This is a genomic window from Eudoraea sp. (assembly GCF_049669105.1).
Taxonomy (GTDB): domain Bacteria; phylum Bacteroidota; class Bacteroidia; order Flavobacteriales; family Flavobacteriaceae; genus Eudoraea.
In genome coordinates this window covers 1-16847 of the sequence record NZ_JBATKE010000180.1, presented here as the reverse complement: position 1 = coordinate 16847, position 16847 = coordinate 1, and the positions used below count along the sequence as shown (strand labels likewise).

The 16847-nt window shown below is 39.4% G+C and carries 26 protein-coding genes; 25 read left to right on the top strand and 1 reads right to left on the bottom strand.

The features are described from left to right. Positions 1-4 precede the first annotated feature (4 nt). On the bottom strand, positions 5-3256 hold the full coding sequence (locus WBM60_RS13970; protein WP_424283212.1) for a SusC/RagA family TonB-linked outer membrane protein: 3252 nt from the start codon (positions 3254-3256) through the stop codon (positions 5-7). Positions 3257-3693: 437 nt separating this feature from the next. On the opposite strand from WBM60_RS13970, the gene rpsL reads away from it, so the two are divergent. The 25 genes from rpsL to WBM60_RS13845 all read left to right on the top strand — a co-directional run. Continuing rightward, a complete protein-coding gene (gene rpsL / locus WBM60_RS13965) occupies positions 3694-4068 on the top strand; it encodes a 30S ribosomal protein S12 (protein ID WP_013305196.1) in 375 nt (124 codons plus the stop codon). A gap of 22 nt (positions 4069-4090) precedes the next feature. Further along, a complete protein-coding gene (gene rpsG, locus WBM60_RS13960; RefSeq protein ID WP_424258874.1) occupies positions 4091-4567 on the top strand; it encodes a 30S ribosomal protein S7 in 477 nt (158 codons plus the stop codon). A gap of 8 nt (positions 4568-4575) precedes the next feature. Then, the gene (fusA, locus tag WBM60_RS13955; protein ID WP_424258876.1) at positions 4576-6702 is read left to right on the top strand and encodes an elongation factor G; all 2127 of its coding nucleotides are present in this window, start codon (positions 4576-4578) and stop codon (positions 6700-6702) included. An 11-nt stretch (positions 6703-6713) separates the two neighbouring features. Next, positions 6714-7019 carry a 30S ribosomal protein S10 gene (gene rpsJ / locus WBM60_RS13950; RefSeq protein ID WP_010181931.1) on the top strand — a complete coding sequence of 102 codons (306 nt, stop codon included), beginning with the start codon at positions 6714-6716 and terminating at the stop codon, positions 7017-7019. A gap of 158 nt (positions 7020-7177) precedes the next feature. Then, positions 7178-7795, top strand: a complete 618-nt coding sequence (gene rplC, locus WBM60_RS13945) for a 50S ribosomal protein L3 (RefSeq protein WP_424258879.1) — start codon at positions 7178-7180, stop codon at positions 7793-7795. Beyond that, positions 7795-8424, top strand: coding sequence for a 50S ribosomal protein L4 (gene rplD, locus WBM60_RS13940; protein ID WP_424258881.1), 630 nt, complete (start codon positions 7795-7797; stop codon positions 8422-8424). Before rplC ends, rplD begins: the two co-directional genes overlap by 1 nt. Positions 8425-8431: 7 nt before the next feature. Continuing rightward, entirely contained in the window at positions 8432-8722 is a 291-nt protein-coding gene (gene rplW, locus WBM60_RS13935) for a 50S ribosomal protein L23 (protein WP_019668206.1), read from the top strand. A 9-nt stretch (positions 8723-8731) separates the two neighbouring features. After that, entirely contained in the window at positions 8732-9556 is an 825-nt protein-coding gene (gene rplB, locus WBM60_RS13930) for a 50S ribosomal protein L2 (RefSeq protein ID WP_424258883.1), read from the top strand. A 13-nt stretch (positions 9557-9569) separates the two neighbouring features. Further along, complete coding sequence (gene rpsS / locus WBM60_RS13925) at positions 9570-9848, top strand: 30S ribosomal protein S19 (RefSeq protein WP_299160406.1); 279 nt, start codon at positions 9570-9572, stop codon at positions 9846-9848. Positions 9849-9855: 7 nt separating this feature from the next. Next, positions 9856-10263 (top strand): 50S ribosomal protein L22, encoded by a 408-nt coding sequence (rplV, locus tag WBM60_RS13920; RefSeq protein WP_299160408.1) that lies wholly within the window; start codon positions 9856-9858, stop codon positions 10261-10263. 10 nt (positions 10264-10273) lie between these two features. Beyond that, positions 10274-10990: a 30S ribosomal protein S3 gene (gene rpsC, locus WBM60_RS13915; RefSeq protein ID WP_424283211.1), complete on the top strand. Its 717-nt coding sequence runs from the start codon at positions 10274-10276 to the stop codon at positions 10988-10990. A 24-nt stretch (positions 10991-11014) separates the two neighbouring features. Then, positions 11015-11437 carry a 50S ribosomal protein L16 gene (gene rplP / locus WBM60_RS13910; protein ID WP_424258889.1) on the top strand — a complete coding sequence of 141 codons (423 nt, stop codon included), beginning with the start codon at positions 11015-11017 and terminating at the stop codon, positions 11435-11437. A 17-nt stretch (positions 11438-11454) separates the two neighbouring features. Next, complete coding sequence (rpmC, locus tag WBM60_RS13905) at positions 11455-11646, top strand: 50S ribosomal protein L29 (RefSeq protein ID WP_348139111.1); 192 nt, start codon at positions 11455-11457, stop codon at positions 11644-11646. Between the two features lie 13 nt (positions 11647-11659). Beyond that, complete coding sequence (gene rpsQ / locus WBM60_RS13900) at positions 11660-11917, top strand: 30S ribosomal protein S17 (RefSeq protein ID WP_299160418.1); 258 nt, start codon at positions 11660-11662, stop codon at positions 11915-11917. Between the two features lie 2 nt (positions 11918-11919). After that, on the top strand, positions 11920-12288 hold the full coding sequence (gene rplN / locus WBM60_RS13895; protein ID WP_299160421.1) for a 50S ribosomal protein L14: 369 nt from the start codon (positions 11920-11922) through the stop codon (positions 12286-12288). Positions 12289-12299: 11 nt separating this feature from the next. Then, positions 12300-12611 (top strand): 50S ribosomal protein L24, encoded by a 312-nt coding sequence (gene rplX / locus WBM60_RS13890; RefSeq protein WP_299160424.1) that lies wholly within the window; start codon positions 12300-12302, stop codon positions 12609-12611. A 2-nt stretch (positions 12612-12613) separates the two neighbouring features. After that, positions 12614-13165 carry a 50S ribosomal protein L5 gene (gene rplE, locus WBM60_RS13885; protein ID WP_424258753.1) on the top strand — a complete coding sequence of 184 codons (552 nt, stop codon included), beginning with the start codon at positions 12614-12616 and terminating at the stop codon, positions 13163-13165. A 1-nt stretch (position 13166) separates the two neighbouring features. Next, positions 13167-13436, top strand: coding sequence for a 30S ribosomal protein S14 (gene rpsN / locus WBM60_RS13880; RefSeq protein ID WP_299160430.1), 270 nt, complete (start codon positions 13167-13169; stop codon positions 13434-13436). A gap of 21 nt (positions 13437-13457) precedes the next feature. After that, on the top strand, positions 13458-13856 hold the full coding sequence (gene rpsH / locus WBM60_RS13875) for a 30S ribosomal protein S8 (RefSeq protein ID WP_299160433.1): 399 nt from the start codon (positions 13458-13460) through the stop codon (positions 13854-13856). Between the two features lie 19 nt (positions 13857-13875). Then, positions 13876-14418 carry a 50S ribosomal protein L6 gene (gene rplF, locus WBM60_RS13870; protein WP_424258755.1) on the top strand — a complete coding sequence of 181 codons (543 nt, stop codon included), beginning with the start codon at positions 13876-13878 and terminating at the stop codon, positions 14416-14418. A 10-nt stretch (positions 14419-14428) separates the two neighbouring features. After that, positions 14429-14785, top strand: coding sequence for a 50S ribosomal protein L18 (gene rplR / locus WBM60_RS13865; protein WP_424277172.1), 357 nt, complete (start codon positions 14429-14431; stop codon positions 14783-14785). Positions 14786-14793: 8 nt separating this feature from the next. Next, entirely contained in the window at positions 14794-15318 is a 525-nt protein-coding gene (gene rpsE, locus WBM60_RS13860) for a 30S ribosomal protein S5 (protein ID WP_299160442.1), read from the top strand. An 11-nt stretch (positions 15319-15329) separates the two neighbouring features. Beyond that, a complete protein-coding gene (gene rpmD, locus WBM60_RS13855) occupies positions 15330-15509 on the top strand; it encodes a 50S ribosomal protein L30 (RefSeq protein ID WP_299160445.1) in 180 nt (59 codons plus the stop codon). A gap of 12 nt (positions 15510-15521) precedes the next feature. Further along, the gene (gene rplO / locus WBM60_RS13850; RefSeq protein WP_299160446.1) at positions 15522-15974 is read left to right on the top strand and encodes a 50S ribosomal protein L15; all 453 of its coding nucleotides are present in this window, start codon (positions 15522-15524) and stop codon (positions 15972-15974) included. Positions 15975-15986: 12 nt separating this feature from the next. Next, on the top strand, positions 15987-16847 hold an 861-nt coding region (locus WBM60_RS13845; RefSeq protein WP_424283210.1), incomplete at its 3' end, for a preprotein translocase subunit SecY.

The following is a 16847-nucleotide window of genomic DNA, read 5'->3' as shown; positions in this document are numbered from 1 at the left end:
TCTATTAAAAGGAAGCTCTTACAGTAAATCCATATCTTCTTGAAGAAGGTCCCGTAAAGAAATCAATTCCTTGTCCGTTACCAACACCTGTACTAGAAGAGTTCGTGTCATAGTTTACATCAGATGGCATATTAATTGCTTTAAACCAGAGGTTTTGACCTGATAAAGTGAAAGACAAACTTCCAAATGGAGTTTGATCTAATGTCTTAGCAGGTAAAGCATAAGTTAACGATGCTTCTTGAATTCTGAACGTACTTCCATCATATACGGAAAAAGTATTAATACCATCTGCAAAGTATACATCAAATCCAAGTTGCGTAGCAGTAATGGCCGTTTGGTTTGGTTGTCCAGTTGCTTGACTGACACCAGGAAGGACGTATTGAGCTTCTCTTTGAATTGGTGTATCATCATCTACTACTCCACGAGCTATAAGAGTTGTGGCGGTATTAGAATATATATCCCCACCATGGCGGTATTGAAAGTTAGCCGACAGTGAAAAATTCTTATAGGAAATAGTAGGAATAACAGCAGTGTTCCAGTCAGGGTTTGGATCTCCAATTTCCTTTATCGTATTATTTACTAAATAACGACCGGCATTATTTATCAATTTGTTTCCGGCATCATCCAATAAAATACTGGTCCCTAGAAATACTCCAAAGGGCCTACCTTCCACAGCATAGTTAGCTGCTTCTCCGGAAATAGCATCAGTAAGTAGAATATTGTTTGTTCCCTCTGCCAACTTTGTTACGGTTGTTTCTATGGCGGTAAAGTTAGCCGCAATATTAAATCCTACGCCATGTTCAAATTCTTTAAGAATATCAATATTGGTATCTACTTCGATACCTGTAGATTTAATTTCTCCGATATTTACTGTAGTACCTGTAAAACCAGTAGAGCTATCTAATGGTCTGTTAGTAATTAAATCGGTAGTTTTCTTATCAAACACACTCACATTTAAATTCCAGATATTGAAGAGTCTGGTATCTATACCTAATTCTAGTTCTGACACTCTTTCGGGTTTTAAATTTGGATTCCCCAAGGAATTATCCACCGCGTTAGAAGAAACTACATTGCCGTTAATATCAATCAGGGCACGAGCATTTAAGCCTAGTACATTTCTAGTGTTATAAGGTGTTGGGAAACCTGCTGAGGAACCGTAACCAAATCGAAGTTTCATATAAGAAAGTGCTTTTCCCTGCCATGAATCCCACAAGGATGTTGGAATAAAAGAAACACTGGCTCCCGGATAGAATAAAGAGTTGTTCTCTTGTTCTAAAGTAGAAGACCAGTCATTTCTACCAACCACGTTTACATAGATCCAATCTTCATAACCAAAGGTCAAATCCAGATATGCACCTAAAAGGTTTTCTTCAAAGGTTTGTGCCAAATTGGCATTCCCTGTTCTCACAAAAGAGTTTTGAGCAGATGGTGTGGTAAAGTTAAAGTGTTCCAATACGCCGAATACTAACTGTCCCTGGCTTTCGATCCCATCAGAATTGAAAGTATCTCGTCTGGCATTAAAACCAAGAATAGCTTTTAAATTTAAGCTCTCTGTTAAATTCTTATCTGCCGATAAAATTAAATCATGGTTCCAGATAGTGTTTCTAACCGCCCGGGTTCTTAAAAGACCCAAAGGCTGCCCGTCAACTCCCCCTTTGTTTTGTCCGTATTTGTTAAATTCTGTATAGGTATCTAAACCAAGTCTATAGGACAAGTTCATAAAGTCGTTGATCTCATAAGCAATGGAAGTGTTCCCGATAAAACGGTCTGTATCCTGACTTGTTTTAACGTTTGCAACTGTCCAGTAAGGGTTTTGAATGTCGTTACCAGAACGGTAATACATGCTTCTACCATCTGCCGCCTGAAAAGGAAGTCCTGATAAATCAGTCGATCGAGGAGTATACATAACATCTCCAAAAACCGAACCCCCGTTAAAGGCAGATCCACTTCCCACAGAAGGGGCCACTGGTGGCGAGTTGAAGTCTGTTTTGATAAACTGGAAAGAACCTTGAATTGAAAACTTGTTGTTTAGTCTTGCATTACCACCTAAAGAAAAGTTATTTCTCAATACCCTGTTTCCGGGTGTAATCCCTCTATCTTCCGTTCTACCGTAGTTAAAGTTAAAGCTGGCATTTTCATTACCCCCTCTTAAATTTACAGAGGTACTTGTAACATAACCGGTTCTAAAGAATTCTTCAACTCCATTGTAAGGTTTGTATGGATAAGGTTGTGCAGCAATATCTTCATAACCAGCTAACAAGGATTGGTCTGCCAAGAAATTCAAAGGACTACTTAATTGTGCAAAACCAGATTCATTACCTAGCCATTGCCCGGCCAGTGAGACTGCATCATCATCTGTCCTGTCAAACCTTGGACCCCAGTTACTAAAGAAGAAACCAAATCCCTGATGGAAGCCACCTCCGTAGTTATCCTGGTATTTAGGTAGAATTGCGTCAGAAATAAAGGCTGAAGTACTTACACTAACTTCCATTTTGCTGGGAGCATCGCCTTTTGTGGAACTTTTAGTAGTAATCAATATTACCCCGTTCCGTCCTCTATTACCATAAAGAACAGTTGCACTCAACCCTTTAAGAACGTTTACTTCCTTAATTGTGTTTGGATCCAAATCTAAGAACCTACTTGAAGCCGTGTTACCATCTAATATAGACCCCTGGTTATTGGTGCCTGAATCAATTGGTACCCCGTCAACAACAAAAAGCGGTTGGTTAGACTGTGTTACCGAAGAATAACCCCGAATGATGATGTTGGTACCTGAACCGGAAAGGCCGTTACTGGCGGTGATATTTACTCCGGCTACTTTTCCTTGTAGTACCCGACCTATATCTGCTTCTGGTCTTGATTCAATTGCCCCTTCATCTACGGTTGATACCGCATAACCTAAGGACCTTTCCTCTCTCTCGATACCCTGGGCCGTTACCACAACCTCTTCAAGAGCCTGGGCATCTTCTTCCATTTGCACGTCAATGGTATTCGAAGCACCAACGACAATCCTTACATCTCTTTGTCCAATGTAGGAGAAGAGTAACGCCTGACCTTCACTGGCTCTGATTGCGTAATTACCATCGAAATCGGTCTGGGTACCATTTGTTGTACCTTCAACAACGATGTTTACACCAGGTAACGGCAAACCTTCAAAGTCAGTAACCGTACCTGAAATCGCCTTGTCTTGCGCAAATGATAAATGCACAACAAACGCTAAAAGAAGCGTCAAGATTCCATTTAAATTTGTTCTCATTTTTTAATTATTTGAATTAGCTAACTACGAAAATCCAAATTTCATGTTAATAAACCAAACTTATTTTAATAAAACTTTAAGACTAGAGACAGAAAAAAAACAATTCAACATCCTATTGTTAAAAAATTATGTTAAAAAAATGAATAATAAATCATATATCTCTTTATAACATATTAATCATGTGAATTATTTAGCAAAGTATTGTGAAATTGACAATTATTTGGTGCGTTGAAATTAAATTTGACACCTTATATAATAAGGTATAGAGTACAGAAAAATTAAACGCTAAAAACACTTCTTTTCATCAATTTAACCCGCCAATAAAAGGAACTAAAAAAAAATCAGAGAAAATTGTGGGATAGCATTTGAATTATAATGAATAATTACTACATTTGCCAGCCCTTAAATGAGGGTAGTATTTATACATATATATTAGTATGCCAACAATTTCACAATTAGTACGAAAAGGAAGGGCCACAATTACCAAGAAGAGTAAATCGGCTGCTTTGGATTCGTGCCCCCAGCGAAGAGGGGTTTGTACGCGGGTTTATACCACGACACCTAAGAAACCAAATTCTGCAATGCGTAAGGTTGCAAGAGTAAGGTTAACCAATGGTAAGGAGGTAAACGCTTACATTCCCGGCGAGGGTCACAATCTCCAGGAGCACTCGATAGTATTGGTTAGAGGCGGAAGGGTGAAAGATTTGCCAGGAGTTAGATATCATATTGTCCGAGGGGCTTTAGATACAGCAGGAGTTGCTGGAAGGACCCAAAGAAGATCTAAATACGGAGCAAAACGCCCTAAAAAGTAATCTAAACTTGTAAGAAGAAGAGATGAGAAAAAGACAGGCGAAAAAAAGACCACTATTACCGGATCCAAGGTTTAATGACCAACTGGTAACACGTTTTGTGAATATGTTAATGTGGGATGGAAAGAAATCAGTTGCCTTTAAAGTTTTCTACGATGCGATGGATATCGTAGAAGAAAAGAAAACTGATGAAGAAAAATCTGCATTGGAATTATGGAAAGAAGCTCTTTCCAACGTAATGCCACACGTAGAGGTTAGGAGTAGAAGAGTAGGTGGTGCAACATTTCAGATCCCTATGCAAATAAGACCGGATAGAAAAATTTCAACTTCTATGAAATGGCTTATAAGCTTCTCTCGAAAGCGTAATGAAAAGTCTATGGCTCAAAAATTGGCCGGAGAAGTATTGGCAGCTGCCAAAGAAGAAGGTGCTGCTGTTAAAAGAAGAGTGGATACTCATAAAATGGCGGAGGCTAACAAAGCATTTTCCCACTTTAGATTTTAAAAGATAAAATGGCAAGAGATTTAAAATATACAAGAAATATTGGTATTGCAGCGCATATTGATGCAGGTAAGACCACCACTACGGAACGTATTTTATTTTATACAGGCGTAAGTCATAAAATAGGTGAAGTGCATGATGGTGCTGCTACTATGGACTGGATGGCACAGGAGCAGGAGCGTGGAATCACAATTACATCTGCTGCTACCACATGTACATGGAATTTCCCTCTAAAGAACGGACAAGTACTTCCTGAAACTAAACCGTACCATTTTAATATTATTGATACCCCCGGACACGTTGATTTTACTGTTGAAGTGAATCGTTCCCTGAGGGTGTTAGATGGTCTGGTTTTTCTTTTTAGCGCTGTTGATGGAGTTGAACCTCAGTCTGAAACCAACTGGAGATTAGCGGACAATTACAAAGTGCCGCGTATTGCCTTTGTAAATAAAATGGACAGACAGGGAGCCAACTTTATGATGGTTTGCAATCAGGTAAAGGAAATGTTGAAGTCCAATGCTGTTCCTATTGTTTTACCAATAGGTGATGAGGCAGATTTTAGAGGTATAGTTGACCTTGTTAAGAACCGTGCCGTAATCTGGCATGATGAAGATTTTGGCGCTACTTTTGATGTCGTTGATATTCCTGAAGAAATGAAGGAGGAAGTTCACGGACACCGCGCTGCTTTAATTGAAGCGGTTGCGGAATACGATGAAAGTTTGATGGAGAAATTCTTTGAAGATGAAGACTCTATTACAGAAGATGAGGTACATGCGGCTTTGAGAGCAGCAGTTATGGATATGAGTATTATTCCAATGGTCTGCGGTTCTTCCTTTAAGAATAAAGGAGTACAGTTTTTGCTGGATGCAGTATGTCGTTACCTTCCTTCACCAATGGATAAAGAGGGAATTATAGGGATAAATCCGGATACCGGAAAAGAAGTCTTGAGAAAACCGGATAGTAATGAACCCTTTGCAGCTTTGGCATTTAAAATTGCCACGGATCCGTTTGTCGGACGTTTGGCTTTCTTCAGGGCGTACTCTGGCAAATTAAATGCCGGATCCTATGTGCTTAATAATCGCTCCGGGAATAAGGAAAGAATTTCAAGAATATACCAGATGCATTCCAATAAGCAGAATGCCGTAGATTCTATTGCGGCTGGTGATATTGGTGCGGCTGTAGGTTTTAAAGACATTAAAACGGGGGATACGCTTTCTGATGAAAAACATCCAATTATTCTGGAAAGCATGAATTTTCCTGATCCTGTTATCGGGATTGCAGTGGAACCAAAGACCAAAGCTGATGTTGACAGATTAGGAATGTCATTGGCTAAATTGGCTGAGGAGGATCCGACTTTTGTGGTAAAAACTGATGAAGCTTCGGGCCAGACCATTATTTCTGGTATGGGCGAGCTGCATCTTGATATTATTGTGGACCGCTTAAGAAGGGAGTTTAAAGTTGATGTCAACCAAGGAAAACCTCAGGTTGAATACAAAGAAGCGATTACCCGAAGCGCTGATCACAGGGAAACTTATAAAAAACAAACCGGTGGTCGCGGTAAATTTGCAGATATCGTATTTACAATGGAACCAAGAGAGGATGGAAAATCCGGATTGGAATTTGTAAATGTGATCAAGGGAGGTAATATACCCAGGGAGTATATCCCTTCTGTAGAAAAAGGTTTTAAAGAGGCTATGAAGAATGGTCCTTTAGCCGGATTTGAAATGGATAGTATGAAAATTACTCTTAAGGATGGTTCTTTTCACCCTGTGGATTCTGATTCGCTATCTTTTGAGCTGGCTGCTAAAATTGGATATAAAGGCGCGGCGAAGGCTGCGAGAGCGGTACTTATGGAACCCATAATGAAGTTAGAGGCACTTACGCCCGAAGAAAATATGGGAGATATTGTAGGAGACCTTAACCGTAGGAGAGGGCATGTTACTAATATGGATGATAGAGCAGGCGCTAAGGTCATAAAGGCTGAGGTACCTCTTTCGGAGATGTTTGGTTATGTAACTGCGCTTAGAACACTTTCTTCTGGCAGGGCAACTTCAACCATGGAATTTTCACATTATGCAGAAACCCCTTCTGGTTTGGCTGAAGAGGTAATAAAAGCAGCAACAGGTGTAACCGCCTAAATTGTAGTATTATGAGTCAGAAAATTAGAATAAAACTAAAATCGTACGATCATAATCTGGTAGACAAATCTGCCGAGAAGATTGTGAAAACGGTAAAATCGACTGGTGCTGTTGTTACAGGGCCAATTCCTTTACCAACACATAAAAAGATATTTACGGTTTTGCGCTCACCTCATGTGAACAAAAAATCCAGAGAGCAATTCCAGTTAAGTTCATACAAAAGACTTCTGGATATTTATAGTTCCTCATCGAAAACAATTGACGCACTAATGAAGCTGGAGCTTCCAAGTGGTGTTGAGGTGGAGATAAAAGTGTGATAGACCATTCCGTTTCGGTTTGAAACGGTTAACATGTCCGGAGCGTTTCGCAAAGGAAAAACGGCAACAAAAATATATTCGGGATCGAATTGTTTTTGATCCTGTTTTTTTTGCAGAAAAAAATAGTTTAATAGTAATTAATAATTAATAGTAATAATATGTCTGGGTTAATAGGAAAAAAAGTAGGCATGACCAGCATTTTTGACGATAACGGGAAAAACATTCCCTGCACCGTCATAGAGGCTGGACCTTGCGTAGTTACCCAAGTCAGAACCGAAGAGGTAGACGGGTACAATGCCCTTCAGCTTGGTTTCGATGACAAGGCAGAAAAGTCTGCTAATAAGGCTGAAATGGGCCATTTTAAAAAAGCAGGTTCTTCCACCAAAAAGAAAGTCGTTGAATTCCGGGATTTTGAAGGAGATTTTAAATTAGGTGAGACTGTTGGTGTCGATGTATTTGTTGAAGGCGAATTTGTTGATGTATCGGCCACATCTAAAGGGAAAGGATTCCAAGGAGTGGTAAAGAGACACGGTTTTGCAGGGGTTGGACAAGCAACTCACGGTCAGCATAACAGACTGAGAGCTCCTGGTTCAATTGGTGCTGCTTCATATCCCGCAAGAGTGTTTAAGGGAATGAAAATGGCAGGAAGAATGGGCGGTGGTAAAGTTACCGTTCAAAACCTTAGAGTTTTAAAAGTTGTTCCGGAAAAGAATCTTTTAGTTTTAAAAGGTTGTGTACCCGGTCATAAAAATGCTTACTTAACTATAGAGAAGTAATGAAGGTAGCAGTTTTAGATGTTAAAGGAAAAGAAACTGGACGAAAGGTAGACCTGTCGGACGCAGTTTATAAAATAGAACCCAACAAACATGCAATTTATTTGGATGTTAAACAGTACATGGCTCATCAAAGGCAAGGTACCCATAGCGCTAAAGAAAGAGCGGAAATAGTTGGAAGTACCAGAAAGATTAAGAAACAAAAGGGAACCGGTACCGCGCGGGCGGGAAGTATTAAATCCCCAATATTTCGTGGTGGAGGAAGGGTTTTTGGGCCTAGACCAAAAGATTATAGCCAAAAACTCAATAAGAATGTTAAGAGGCTGGCGCGAAAATCTGCTTTAAGTCTTAAGAGTCAGGATGAAGCGATTTTGGTTGTAGAAGACTTCAATTTTGATTCTCCAAAGACCAAAGATTTCATTCAGGTTTTGAAATCCTTAGGATTAGAAAACAAAAAGTCTTTGTTTGTGTTGGGTGATTCAAATAATAATGTATATTTGTCGTCGCGTAATTTAAAAGGTTATGAAGTCGTAACTAATTCAGAATTAAGCACTTACAAAATTCTTAATGCAAATCAAATCGTTCTTCTCGAAGGTTCTTTAGAAGGAATTGAAGCGAACTTAAATAAATAGGTTAGACATGAGTGTGTTGATAAAGCCAATTATAACGGAAAAAATGACAGCGGATAGCGAATTGTATAATCGCTATGGTTTTGTTGTGAATCCTAAGGCCAATAAACTACAGATCAAAGATGCCGTTGAAGCGGCTTATGGCGTTTCAGTGAAAAAAGTTCGAACAATGAATTATGGACCTTCACGCAAAACCCGTTTTACAAAAACCGGGGTTCAGCACGGGAAATCTAATGCATTTAAGAAAGCCATTGTTGATGTGGAAGAAGGGGAAGTAATCGATTTTTACAGTAATCTATAAAGACACCAAATGTCAGTTAGAAAATTAAAACCGATCACTCCAGGACAGCGATTTAAAGTAGTAAATGGGTTTGACGCCATTACTACTGATAAGCCGGAGAAAAGCTTGCTTGCTCCGATAAAAAGGTCTGGAGGTAGAAACAGTCAAGGAAAAATGACCATACGCCATAGAGGTGGTGGGCATAAAAGAAGGTATCGAATTATTGATTTCAAACGGGATAAGCAGGACGTTGCTGCAGAAGTAAAGTCTATCCAGTATGATCCAAATAGAACGGCTTTTATCGCCTTAGTGGAATACGCAGATGGTGATAAGAGATATATTATTGCCCAAAATGGTTTACAGGTAGGACAGAAAATATCCTCCGGAGAAAATGCAGCTCCTGAGATAGGTAATGCTCTTCCCTTAAGTAAAATTCCATTGGGAACTATTATTTCTTGTATTGAATTACGTCCTGGTCAGGGTGCGATAATGGCGAGAAGTGCTGGAACTTTTGCTCAATTAATGGCAAGAGAAGGAAAGTATGCCACTATAAAATTGCCATCTGGCGAGACAAGATTAGTACTTGCAAATTGCTTAGGTACTATTGGGGCGGTCTCAAATTCAGACCAACAGTTGATTGTTTCAGGAAAAGCTGGAAGAAGCAGATGGCTGGGCAGGAGACCAAGAACAAGACCGGTTGCTATGAACCCTGTAGATCATCCAATGGGTGGTGGTGAAGGTAGAGCCTCAGGGGGACATCCAAGATCTAAAAACGGAATTCCTGCTAAAGGGTTCAGGACTAGATCCAAGAACAAGGATACAAATAGGTATATATTAGAACGTAGAAAGAAATAAAAAGTAGAAAGAAATGGCACGTTCACTAAAAAAAGGACCATACATACATCACAGTTTGGATAAAAAAGTCCAGATGAATATAGATTCTGGTAAGAAGTCTGTAATAAAGACCTGGTCCAGAGCATCGACAATTAGTCCTGACTTCGTAGGTCAGACCATTGCAGTTCATAACGGAAGACAATTTGTTCCCGTATATGTAACTGAAAATATGGTGGGACATAAATTAGGCGAATTTTCTCCAACAAGATCTTTCCGAGGTCATGCGGGTGCAAAAAATAAAGGTAAAAAGTAAGTAAGCTATGGGAGTTCGAAAAAAACAAATGGCCGAAAGACTAAAGGCGGAAAAACAAAAAATGGCATTTGCTAAATTAAATAACTGTCCTACTTCACCAAGAAAAATGCGATTAGTTGCAGATTTGGTACGTGGAGCAGAAGTAGAAAAGGCACTTGCTATTCTTAGATTCAGTCCTAAAGAAGCCTCCCGTAGGTTAGAAAAGTTATTGCTTTCAGCAATCGCTAACTGGCAGGCAAAAAATGAAGAGGTAAATATTGAAGAAGTCGAGTTATTTGTGAAAGAAATAACAGTAGACAGCGGACGTATGTTAAAACGATTAAGGCCGGCCCCTCAGGGCAGGGCTCATAGAATAAGAAAACGTTCCAACCATGTAACCTTGGTATTGGGATCTAACAATAATACACAAAGCTAGAATTTTTAGTATGGGACAAAAAACAAATCCAATCGGAAATCGCCTAGGAATTATCAGAGGTTGGGAATCCAACTGGTATGGAGGAAACGATTATGGCGATAAACTAGCCGAAGACGATAAGATAAGAAAGTATGTTCATGCACGTTTGGCGAAGGCTAGTGTATCCAGGGTAATAATTGAGAGAACTTTAAAGCTTATAACCGTGACCATTACAACAGCCAGACCTGGTATTATTATTGGGAAAGGTGGTCAGGAAGTGGATAAACTGAAAGAAGAGCTTAAAAAAATTACAGATAAAGAAGTACAGATTAATATTTTCGAGATAAAGAGGCCTGAAGTTGATGCGAATCTCGTAGCGGCAAGTGTGGCCCGACAGATCGAAAATAGAATTTCATACAGGAGAGCCATTAAAATGGCAATTGCGGCGGCAATGAGAATGAATGCCGAAGGAATTAAAATTCAGATAGCCGGAAGGTTGAATGGAGCGGAAATGGCAAGGTCAGAATCTTACAAAGATGGTAGAATTCCTTTATCGACATTCAGAGCCGATATAGACTATGCAATTCACGAGGCTCATACGACCTATGGTAGATTGGGTATTAAAGTTTGGATCATGAAGGGCGAAGTATATGGAAAAAGAGAACTATCTCCGCTAATTGGGATGTCAAAAGGCCAGTCGAAAGGAAAGCAGCAAGATGCAGGCAAAAAACAACGTCGCAGAAAGTAATAATTAAAGAAGAAGTTAGAGATTATGTTACAGCCAAAAAGAACGAAGTTTCGCAAAGCGCAGAAAGGACGTATGAAAGGGAATTCCGGTAGAGGAAATCAACTTTCTAATGGGATGTTCGGGATTAAATCTTTGGATTCCTCCTTTCTTACTTCCCGCCAGATAGAGGCGGCTCGTATTGCTGCGACCAGGTATATGAAAAGACAAGGGCAATTATGGATTAAAATATTCCCGGACAAGCCTATTACCAAAAAGCCTTTAGAGGTTCGTATGGGTAAAGGTAAAGGAGCCCCGGAATATTTTGTAGCTGTAGTTAAGCCAGGAAGAATAATGTTCGAGGTTGCTGGTGTGCCCATGGACATAGCTAAGGAAGCTTTAAGGCTTGCAGCTCAAAAATTACCGGTAAAGACAAAATTTGTAGTGGCCAGGGATTACGAAGCGGCATAATTTTTATAATTAGGATGATGAAACAATCAGAAATAAAAGAATTATCGGTAGAAGAATTGAAGGAAAAAATGGCTCATTTTAAGAAGCAACACGCAGATCTTAAAATAGCCCACTCGGTCACTCCACTGGAAAACCCCCTTCAAATTAGGAAGGCAAGAAGAACTGTGGCGCAATTAGCTACTGAATTAACAAAAAGGGATAACCAATAATTGGTTCTGCTTTATGGAAAAAAGAAATTTAAGAAAGGAAAGAGTAGGCGTTGTAACTAGCAACAAAATGGAGAAATCTATTGTGGTTTCTGAAGTTAAGCGCGTTAAGCATCCTATGTATGGTAAGTTCGTACTGCGAACAAAAAAGTATGTTGCACATGATGAGACCAATGACTGCAATATTGGGGATACTGTTAAGATAATGGAGACACGTCCATTGAGTAGAACCAAATGTTGGAGACTGGTTGAAGTCCTAGAAAGAGCCAAATAATTATGTTACAGCAAGAATCGAGATTAAAAGTAGCAGACAATACAGGTGCCAAAGAGGTGTTAACCATACGCGTACTTGGCGGTACAAAGAGGAGATATGCATCGGTTGGTGACAAAATCGTAGTTACTGTTAAAGAGGCTACCCCAAACGGTGGTATAAAGAAAGGTACAGTTTCAACGGCCGTTGTTGTAAGAACAAAAAAAGAAGTAAGGAGACCGGATGGTTCTTATATTCGTTTTGATGATAACGCCTGTGTTTTGTTAAACCCTACGGGTGAAATGAGAGGAACTCGCGTTTTCGGACCTGTTGCCAGGGAGTTGCGTGATAAGCAATTCATGAAAATTGTTTCATTAGCTCCTGAGGTGCTTTAAAATATAGTAAGATGAAGTTAAGAATAAAAACGGGAGATACAGTTAGGATAATTGCAGGTGACCATAAAGGAACCGAAGGCAAAGTTACTGTTGTAGACCGTGAAAAGAATAAGGCGATTATAGAAGGTGCCAATATGGTATCTAAACACGAAAAACCGAGCGCACAAAACCCTCAGGGAGGAATAGTGAAAAAAGAAGCTCCTATACATTTATCTAACTTATCACTTATTGATTCCAAATCTGGTGAAACAACAAGAGTGGGCTATGAGGTAAGAGATGGTAAGAAAGTACGTTTTTCTAAAAAATCTAACGAAGTAATTTAGTTATGGCTTACGTTCCAAGATTAAAGCAAGAATATGGAGAGCGCATTGTTAAGGCTCTCAAAGAAGAATTTGGTTACAAAAATGTAATGCAAGTACCTAAGCTACAAAAAATTGTGCTTAGCAGGGGTGTTGGTGCAGCAGTAGCCGATAAAAAATTGGTAGATCATGCCTTAGATGAGTTAGCCCTAATCACTGGTCAAAAGGCGATAGCAACGATTTCAAAAAAGGATGTTGCAGCTTTTAAACTCAGAAAGGGTATGCCGATAGGGGCTAAAGTCACTCTTAGAGGTGAGCGCATGTATGAATTTTTAGACAGATTAGTTACTACTGCTTTGCCAAGGGAAAGGGATTTCCAGGGAATTAGAGCTACAGGTTTTGATGGAAGAGGAAATTACAATCTTGGTATAACAGAGCAGATTATATTTCCAGAAATTAATATTGATAAGATCAATAGGATTAATGGCATGGATATCACTTTTGTAACTAGCGCTGATACAGATAAAGAAGCAAAATCATTGTTAACCGAATTGGGATTACCTTTTAAAAAGAATTAGTATGGCTAAAGAATCAATGAAAGCCCGTGAAAGAAAAAGGGCGAAGGTTGTAGCAAAATATGCGGAGAAGAGAAAGGCTTTAAAAGAAGCCGGGGACTATGAGGCTTTGCAAAAACTGCCAAAAAATGCTTCTCCTGTTCGTATGCACAATAGATGTAAACTGACAGGCAGGCCTAAAGGGTATATGAGAACTTTTGGTATTTCTCGTGTAATGTTTAGAGAAATGGCTAATCAAGGATTGATTCCCGGTGTTAAAAAAGCAAGTTGGTAACCCAATATAAAAGTTAAGAAGATGTTTACAGATCCATTAGCAGATTATTTAACAAGAATTAGAAACGCCAGTAGTGCGGGTCATAGGGTAGTTGAAATTCCGGCTTCTAATTTGAAAAAAGAGGTAACTAAAATATTATTCGATCAAGGATATATTTTGAGTTATAAATTCGAGGAGAATGAGGTACAGGGAATTATTAAAATTGCCCTGAAGTATGATAGGCTGACCAAAGAACCGGTGATTAGAAAGATTCAGCGTATAAGTACGCCTGGTCTTAGAAAATATGCCAGTTCCGGAGATATGCCCAGAGTGCTTAATGGCTTGGGAGTTGCTATTGTATCTACTTCTCATGGAGTTATGACAAGTAAGCAAGCTAAGCGAGATAATGTTGGCGGAGAAGTTTTATGCTACGTTTATTAAGAAATAAAGAGATAGGAAAATGTCTAGAATAGGTAACAATCCAATAGAAATTCCGGAAGGAGCCACAGTTGAACTGCAGGATAATATTATTACTGTAAAGGGGAAATTGGGCGAATTAACGCAGGAATATTCATCGGTTTCCATAAAAGTTGAAGATGGTCAGGTTTGGGTAACAAGACCTTCTGAATCAAAAGAACATAAAGCCAAACACGGCCTGTATAGATCCTTGATTTCCAATATGATTTTGGGAGTGACCAATGGATGGACAAAAGAGCTTGAATTGGTTGGTGTAGGTTACCGCGCAGGTAATCAAGGTCAAAAGTTAGATTTGGCTTTGGGTTTCTCTCATAATATTGTTTTGGATTTAGCTGCTGAAGTTAAAGTTGAGACTATTTCTGAGAAGGGTAAAAACCCAGTTATAAAGCTTACCTCACATGACAAACAATTGGTAGGCCAGATTGCGGCTAAAATAAGATCATTCCGCAAACCTGAACCTTACAAAGGAAAAGGTATAAAATTTGTCGGAGAACAATTAAGAAGAAAAGCAGGTAAATCCGCTTAAGAATTGAATTATGGGATTATCAAAAACTGAAAGAAGAGCGCGCATTAGAAAAAGGATAAGAAAAGTATCCATTGGCACAGCCGAGAGGCCTAGATTGTCTGTTTTTAGAAGCAACAAAGAGATTTATGCTCAAATAATTGACGATAATAATGGAACTACTTTAGCTTCTGCTTCTTCTAGGGATAAGGAACTGAGTAAGGCAAAAGGTACGAAAGTAGAGATTGCCAACCTGGTAGGTAAGGCAGTAGCTGAAAAAGCGAAGAAAGCCGGGATAGAGGCTGTTGCTTTTGATCGCGGCGGTAATTTGTATCATGGTAGAGTAAAATCATTGGCCGAAGGTGCCAGAGAGGCCGGTCTAAAATTTTAATAGGAAATATGTTCGGGAATTACAAAAATGTAGAAATTGTTAAACCGGGAGGTCTTGAACTAAAAGACAGATTGGTTGGTGTTCAAAGAGTTACTAAAGTAACTAAAGGGGGTAGAGCTTTTGGTTTTTCTGCGATCGTGGTTGTAGGTGATGAGAATGGTGTAGTAGGTCATGGTCTTGGGAAGTCTAAAGAAGTAGCTACCGCTATAGCTAAGGCTATTGAGGATGCTAAAAAGAACTTAATTAGAATACCTCTTAGTAAAGGCACTTTGCCACATGAGCAAAAAGGAAAGTTTGGCGGCGCACGGGTGTTTGTTAAACCTGCTTCACATGGTACAGGAGTAATTGCCGGAGGAGCCGTTAGAGCCGTATTGGAATCAGTTGGCGTACAGGACGTTTTGTCCAAGTCTCAGGGATCCTCTAACCCGCATAATGTCGTAAAAGCTACATTTGATGCTTTACTACAATTGAGGGATGCCAGAACTGTAGCAAAACAAAGAGGTGTTTCGTTAGAAAAAGTCTTTAAAGGATAAGTAGCAAGAGTATGGCAAAGATTAGAGTTAAGCAGGTAAGAAGTAGCATTAAAAGGCCACAAAATCAGAAAAGAACACTGGAGGCACTTGGATTGCGTAAGATTGGCCATGTTGTGGAACATGAAACCACACCCAATATTATGGGAATGATCAATAAGGTTAAACACTTAGTTTCTACGGAAGAAGCATAAAATATATTTGTAATGAATTTAGGGAATTTAAAACCAGCCAAAGGGTCTGTTCACAAAGCCGGGAAAACCATAGGCCGAGGCCAGGGTTCTGGCAAAGGAGGTACTGCAACAAGAGGGCATAAAGGTGCTAAATCAAGATCCGGGTATTCCAGGAAGATTGGTTTTGAAGGAGGTCAAATGCCTTTGCAAAGACGTGTACCCAAGTTTGGTTTTACCAACATTAACAGAAAAGATTATCAGGGTATAAATCTGAATAAACTTCAGGAGCTTGCAGATAAAGGATTGGTTAAAAAAACAGTCACTGTTAAAGATCTTGTAGATAACGGAATGGCTCATAAAAACGATTTGGTTAAGATATTAGGCGGTGGTGAACTAAAAGCGTCTCTTAAAATAACCGTGCATAAATTTACTGCAACTGCGAAAGCTGCGATTGAAGCTGCTGGTGGTGAAGCAATAAATTTATAAGTAAGGAAGATTATGAAGAAATTTTTTGAGGTTATATCAAATATCTGGAAAATAGACGAACTGAGGGGCAGAATTATTGTAACCTTAGGTCTGCTGCTTGTGTATCGTTTTGGTGCTCAGGTTGTTCTTCCCGGGATTGATACTTCTCAACTAGCAGAATTATCTTCAAGTACCGAATCAGGTATTTTGGGTTTATTAAATGCCTTTACGGGTGGAGCATTTGCCAATGCTTCTGTATTTGCTCTGGGTATTATGCCCTATATCTCTGCGTCCATTGTGGTTCAATTAATGGGAATCGCAGTGCCTTATCTTCAAAAACTGGATAAGGAAGGTGAAAGTGGAAGAAAAACAAAAAACCAGATAACGAGATGGCTTACCATTGGTATCTGTATTGTGCAGGCTCCCGCGTACCTTTATAGTCTGGGTGCCCTGGGTGTTCCGGATAGTGCATTCCTTTTAGGTAAAGGCTTGAGTTTTATCGTGCCTTCGGTAATTATTTTGGTAACAGGTTGTGTCTTTGCCATGTGGTTAGGAGAAAAAATTACAGATAAAGGAATTGGAAATGGTATTTCCCTTCTTATTATGATAGGGATTATTGCCACTATGCCGCAATCTTTTGTTCAGGAGTTTGTTTCCAGAACCGCTAATAATACGGGTGGACTGATGTTTATGCTCATAGAAATTATTTTGTGGTTTCTTGTTATTCTGGCCAGTGTTCTATTGGTTATGGCAACGAGGAGAATACCGGTTCAATATGCAAGGAGGTCAGCCTCCGGAGGGTATGAAAAAAACATTGCTGGTTCCAGACAATACATTCCTTTGAAATTGAACGCTTCTGGAGTAATGCCTATAATATTTGCACAGGCTATTATG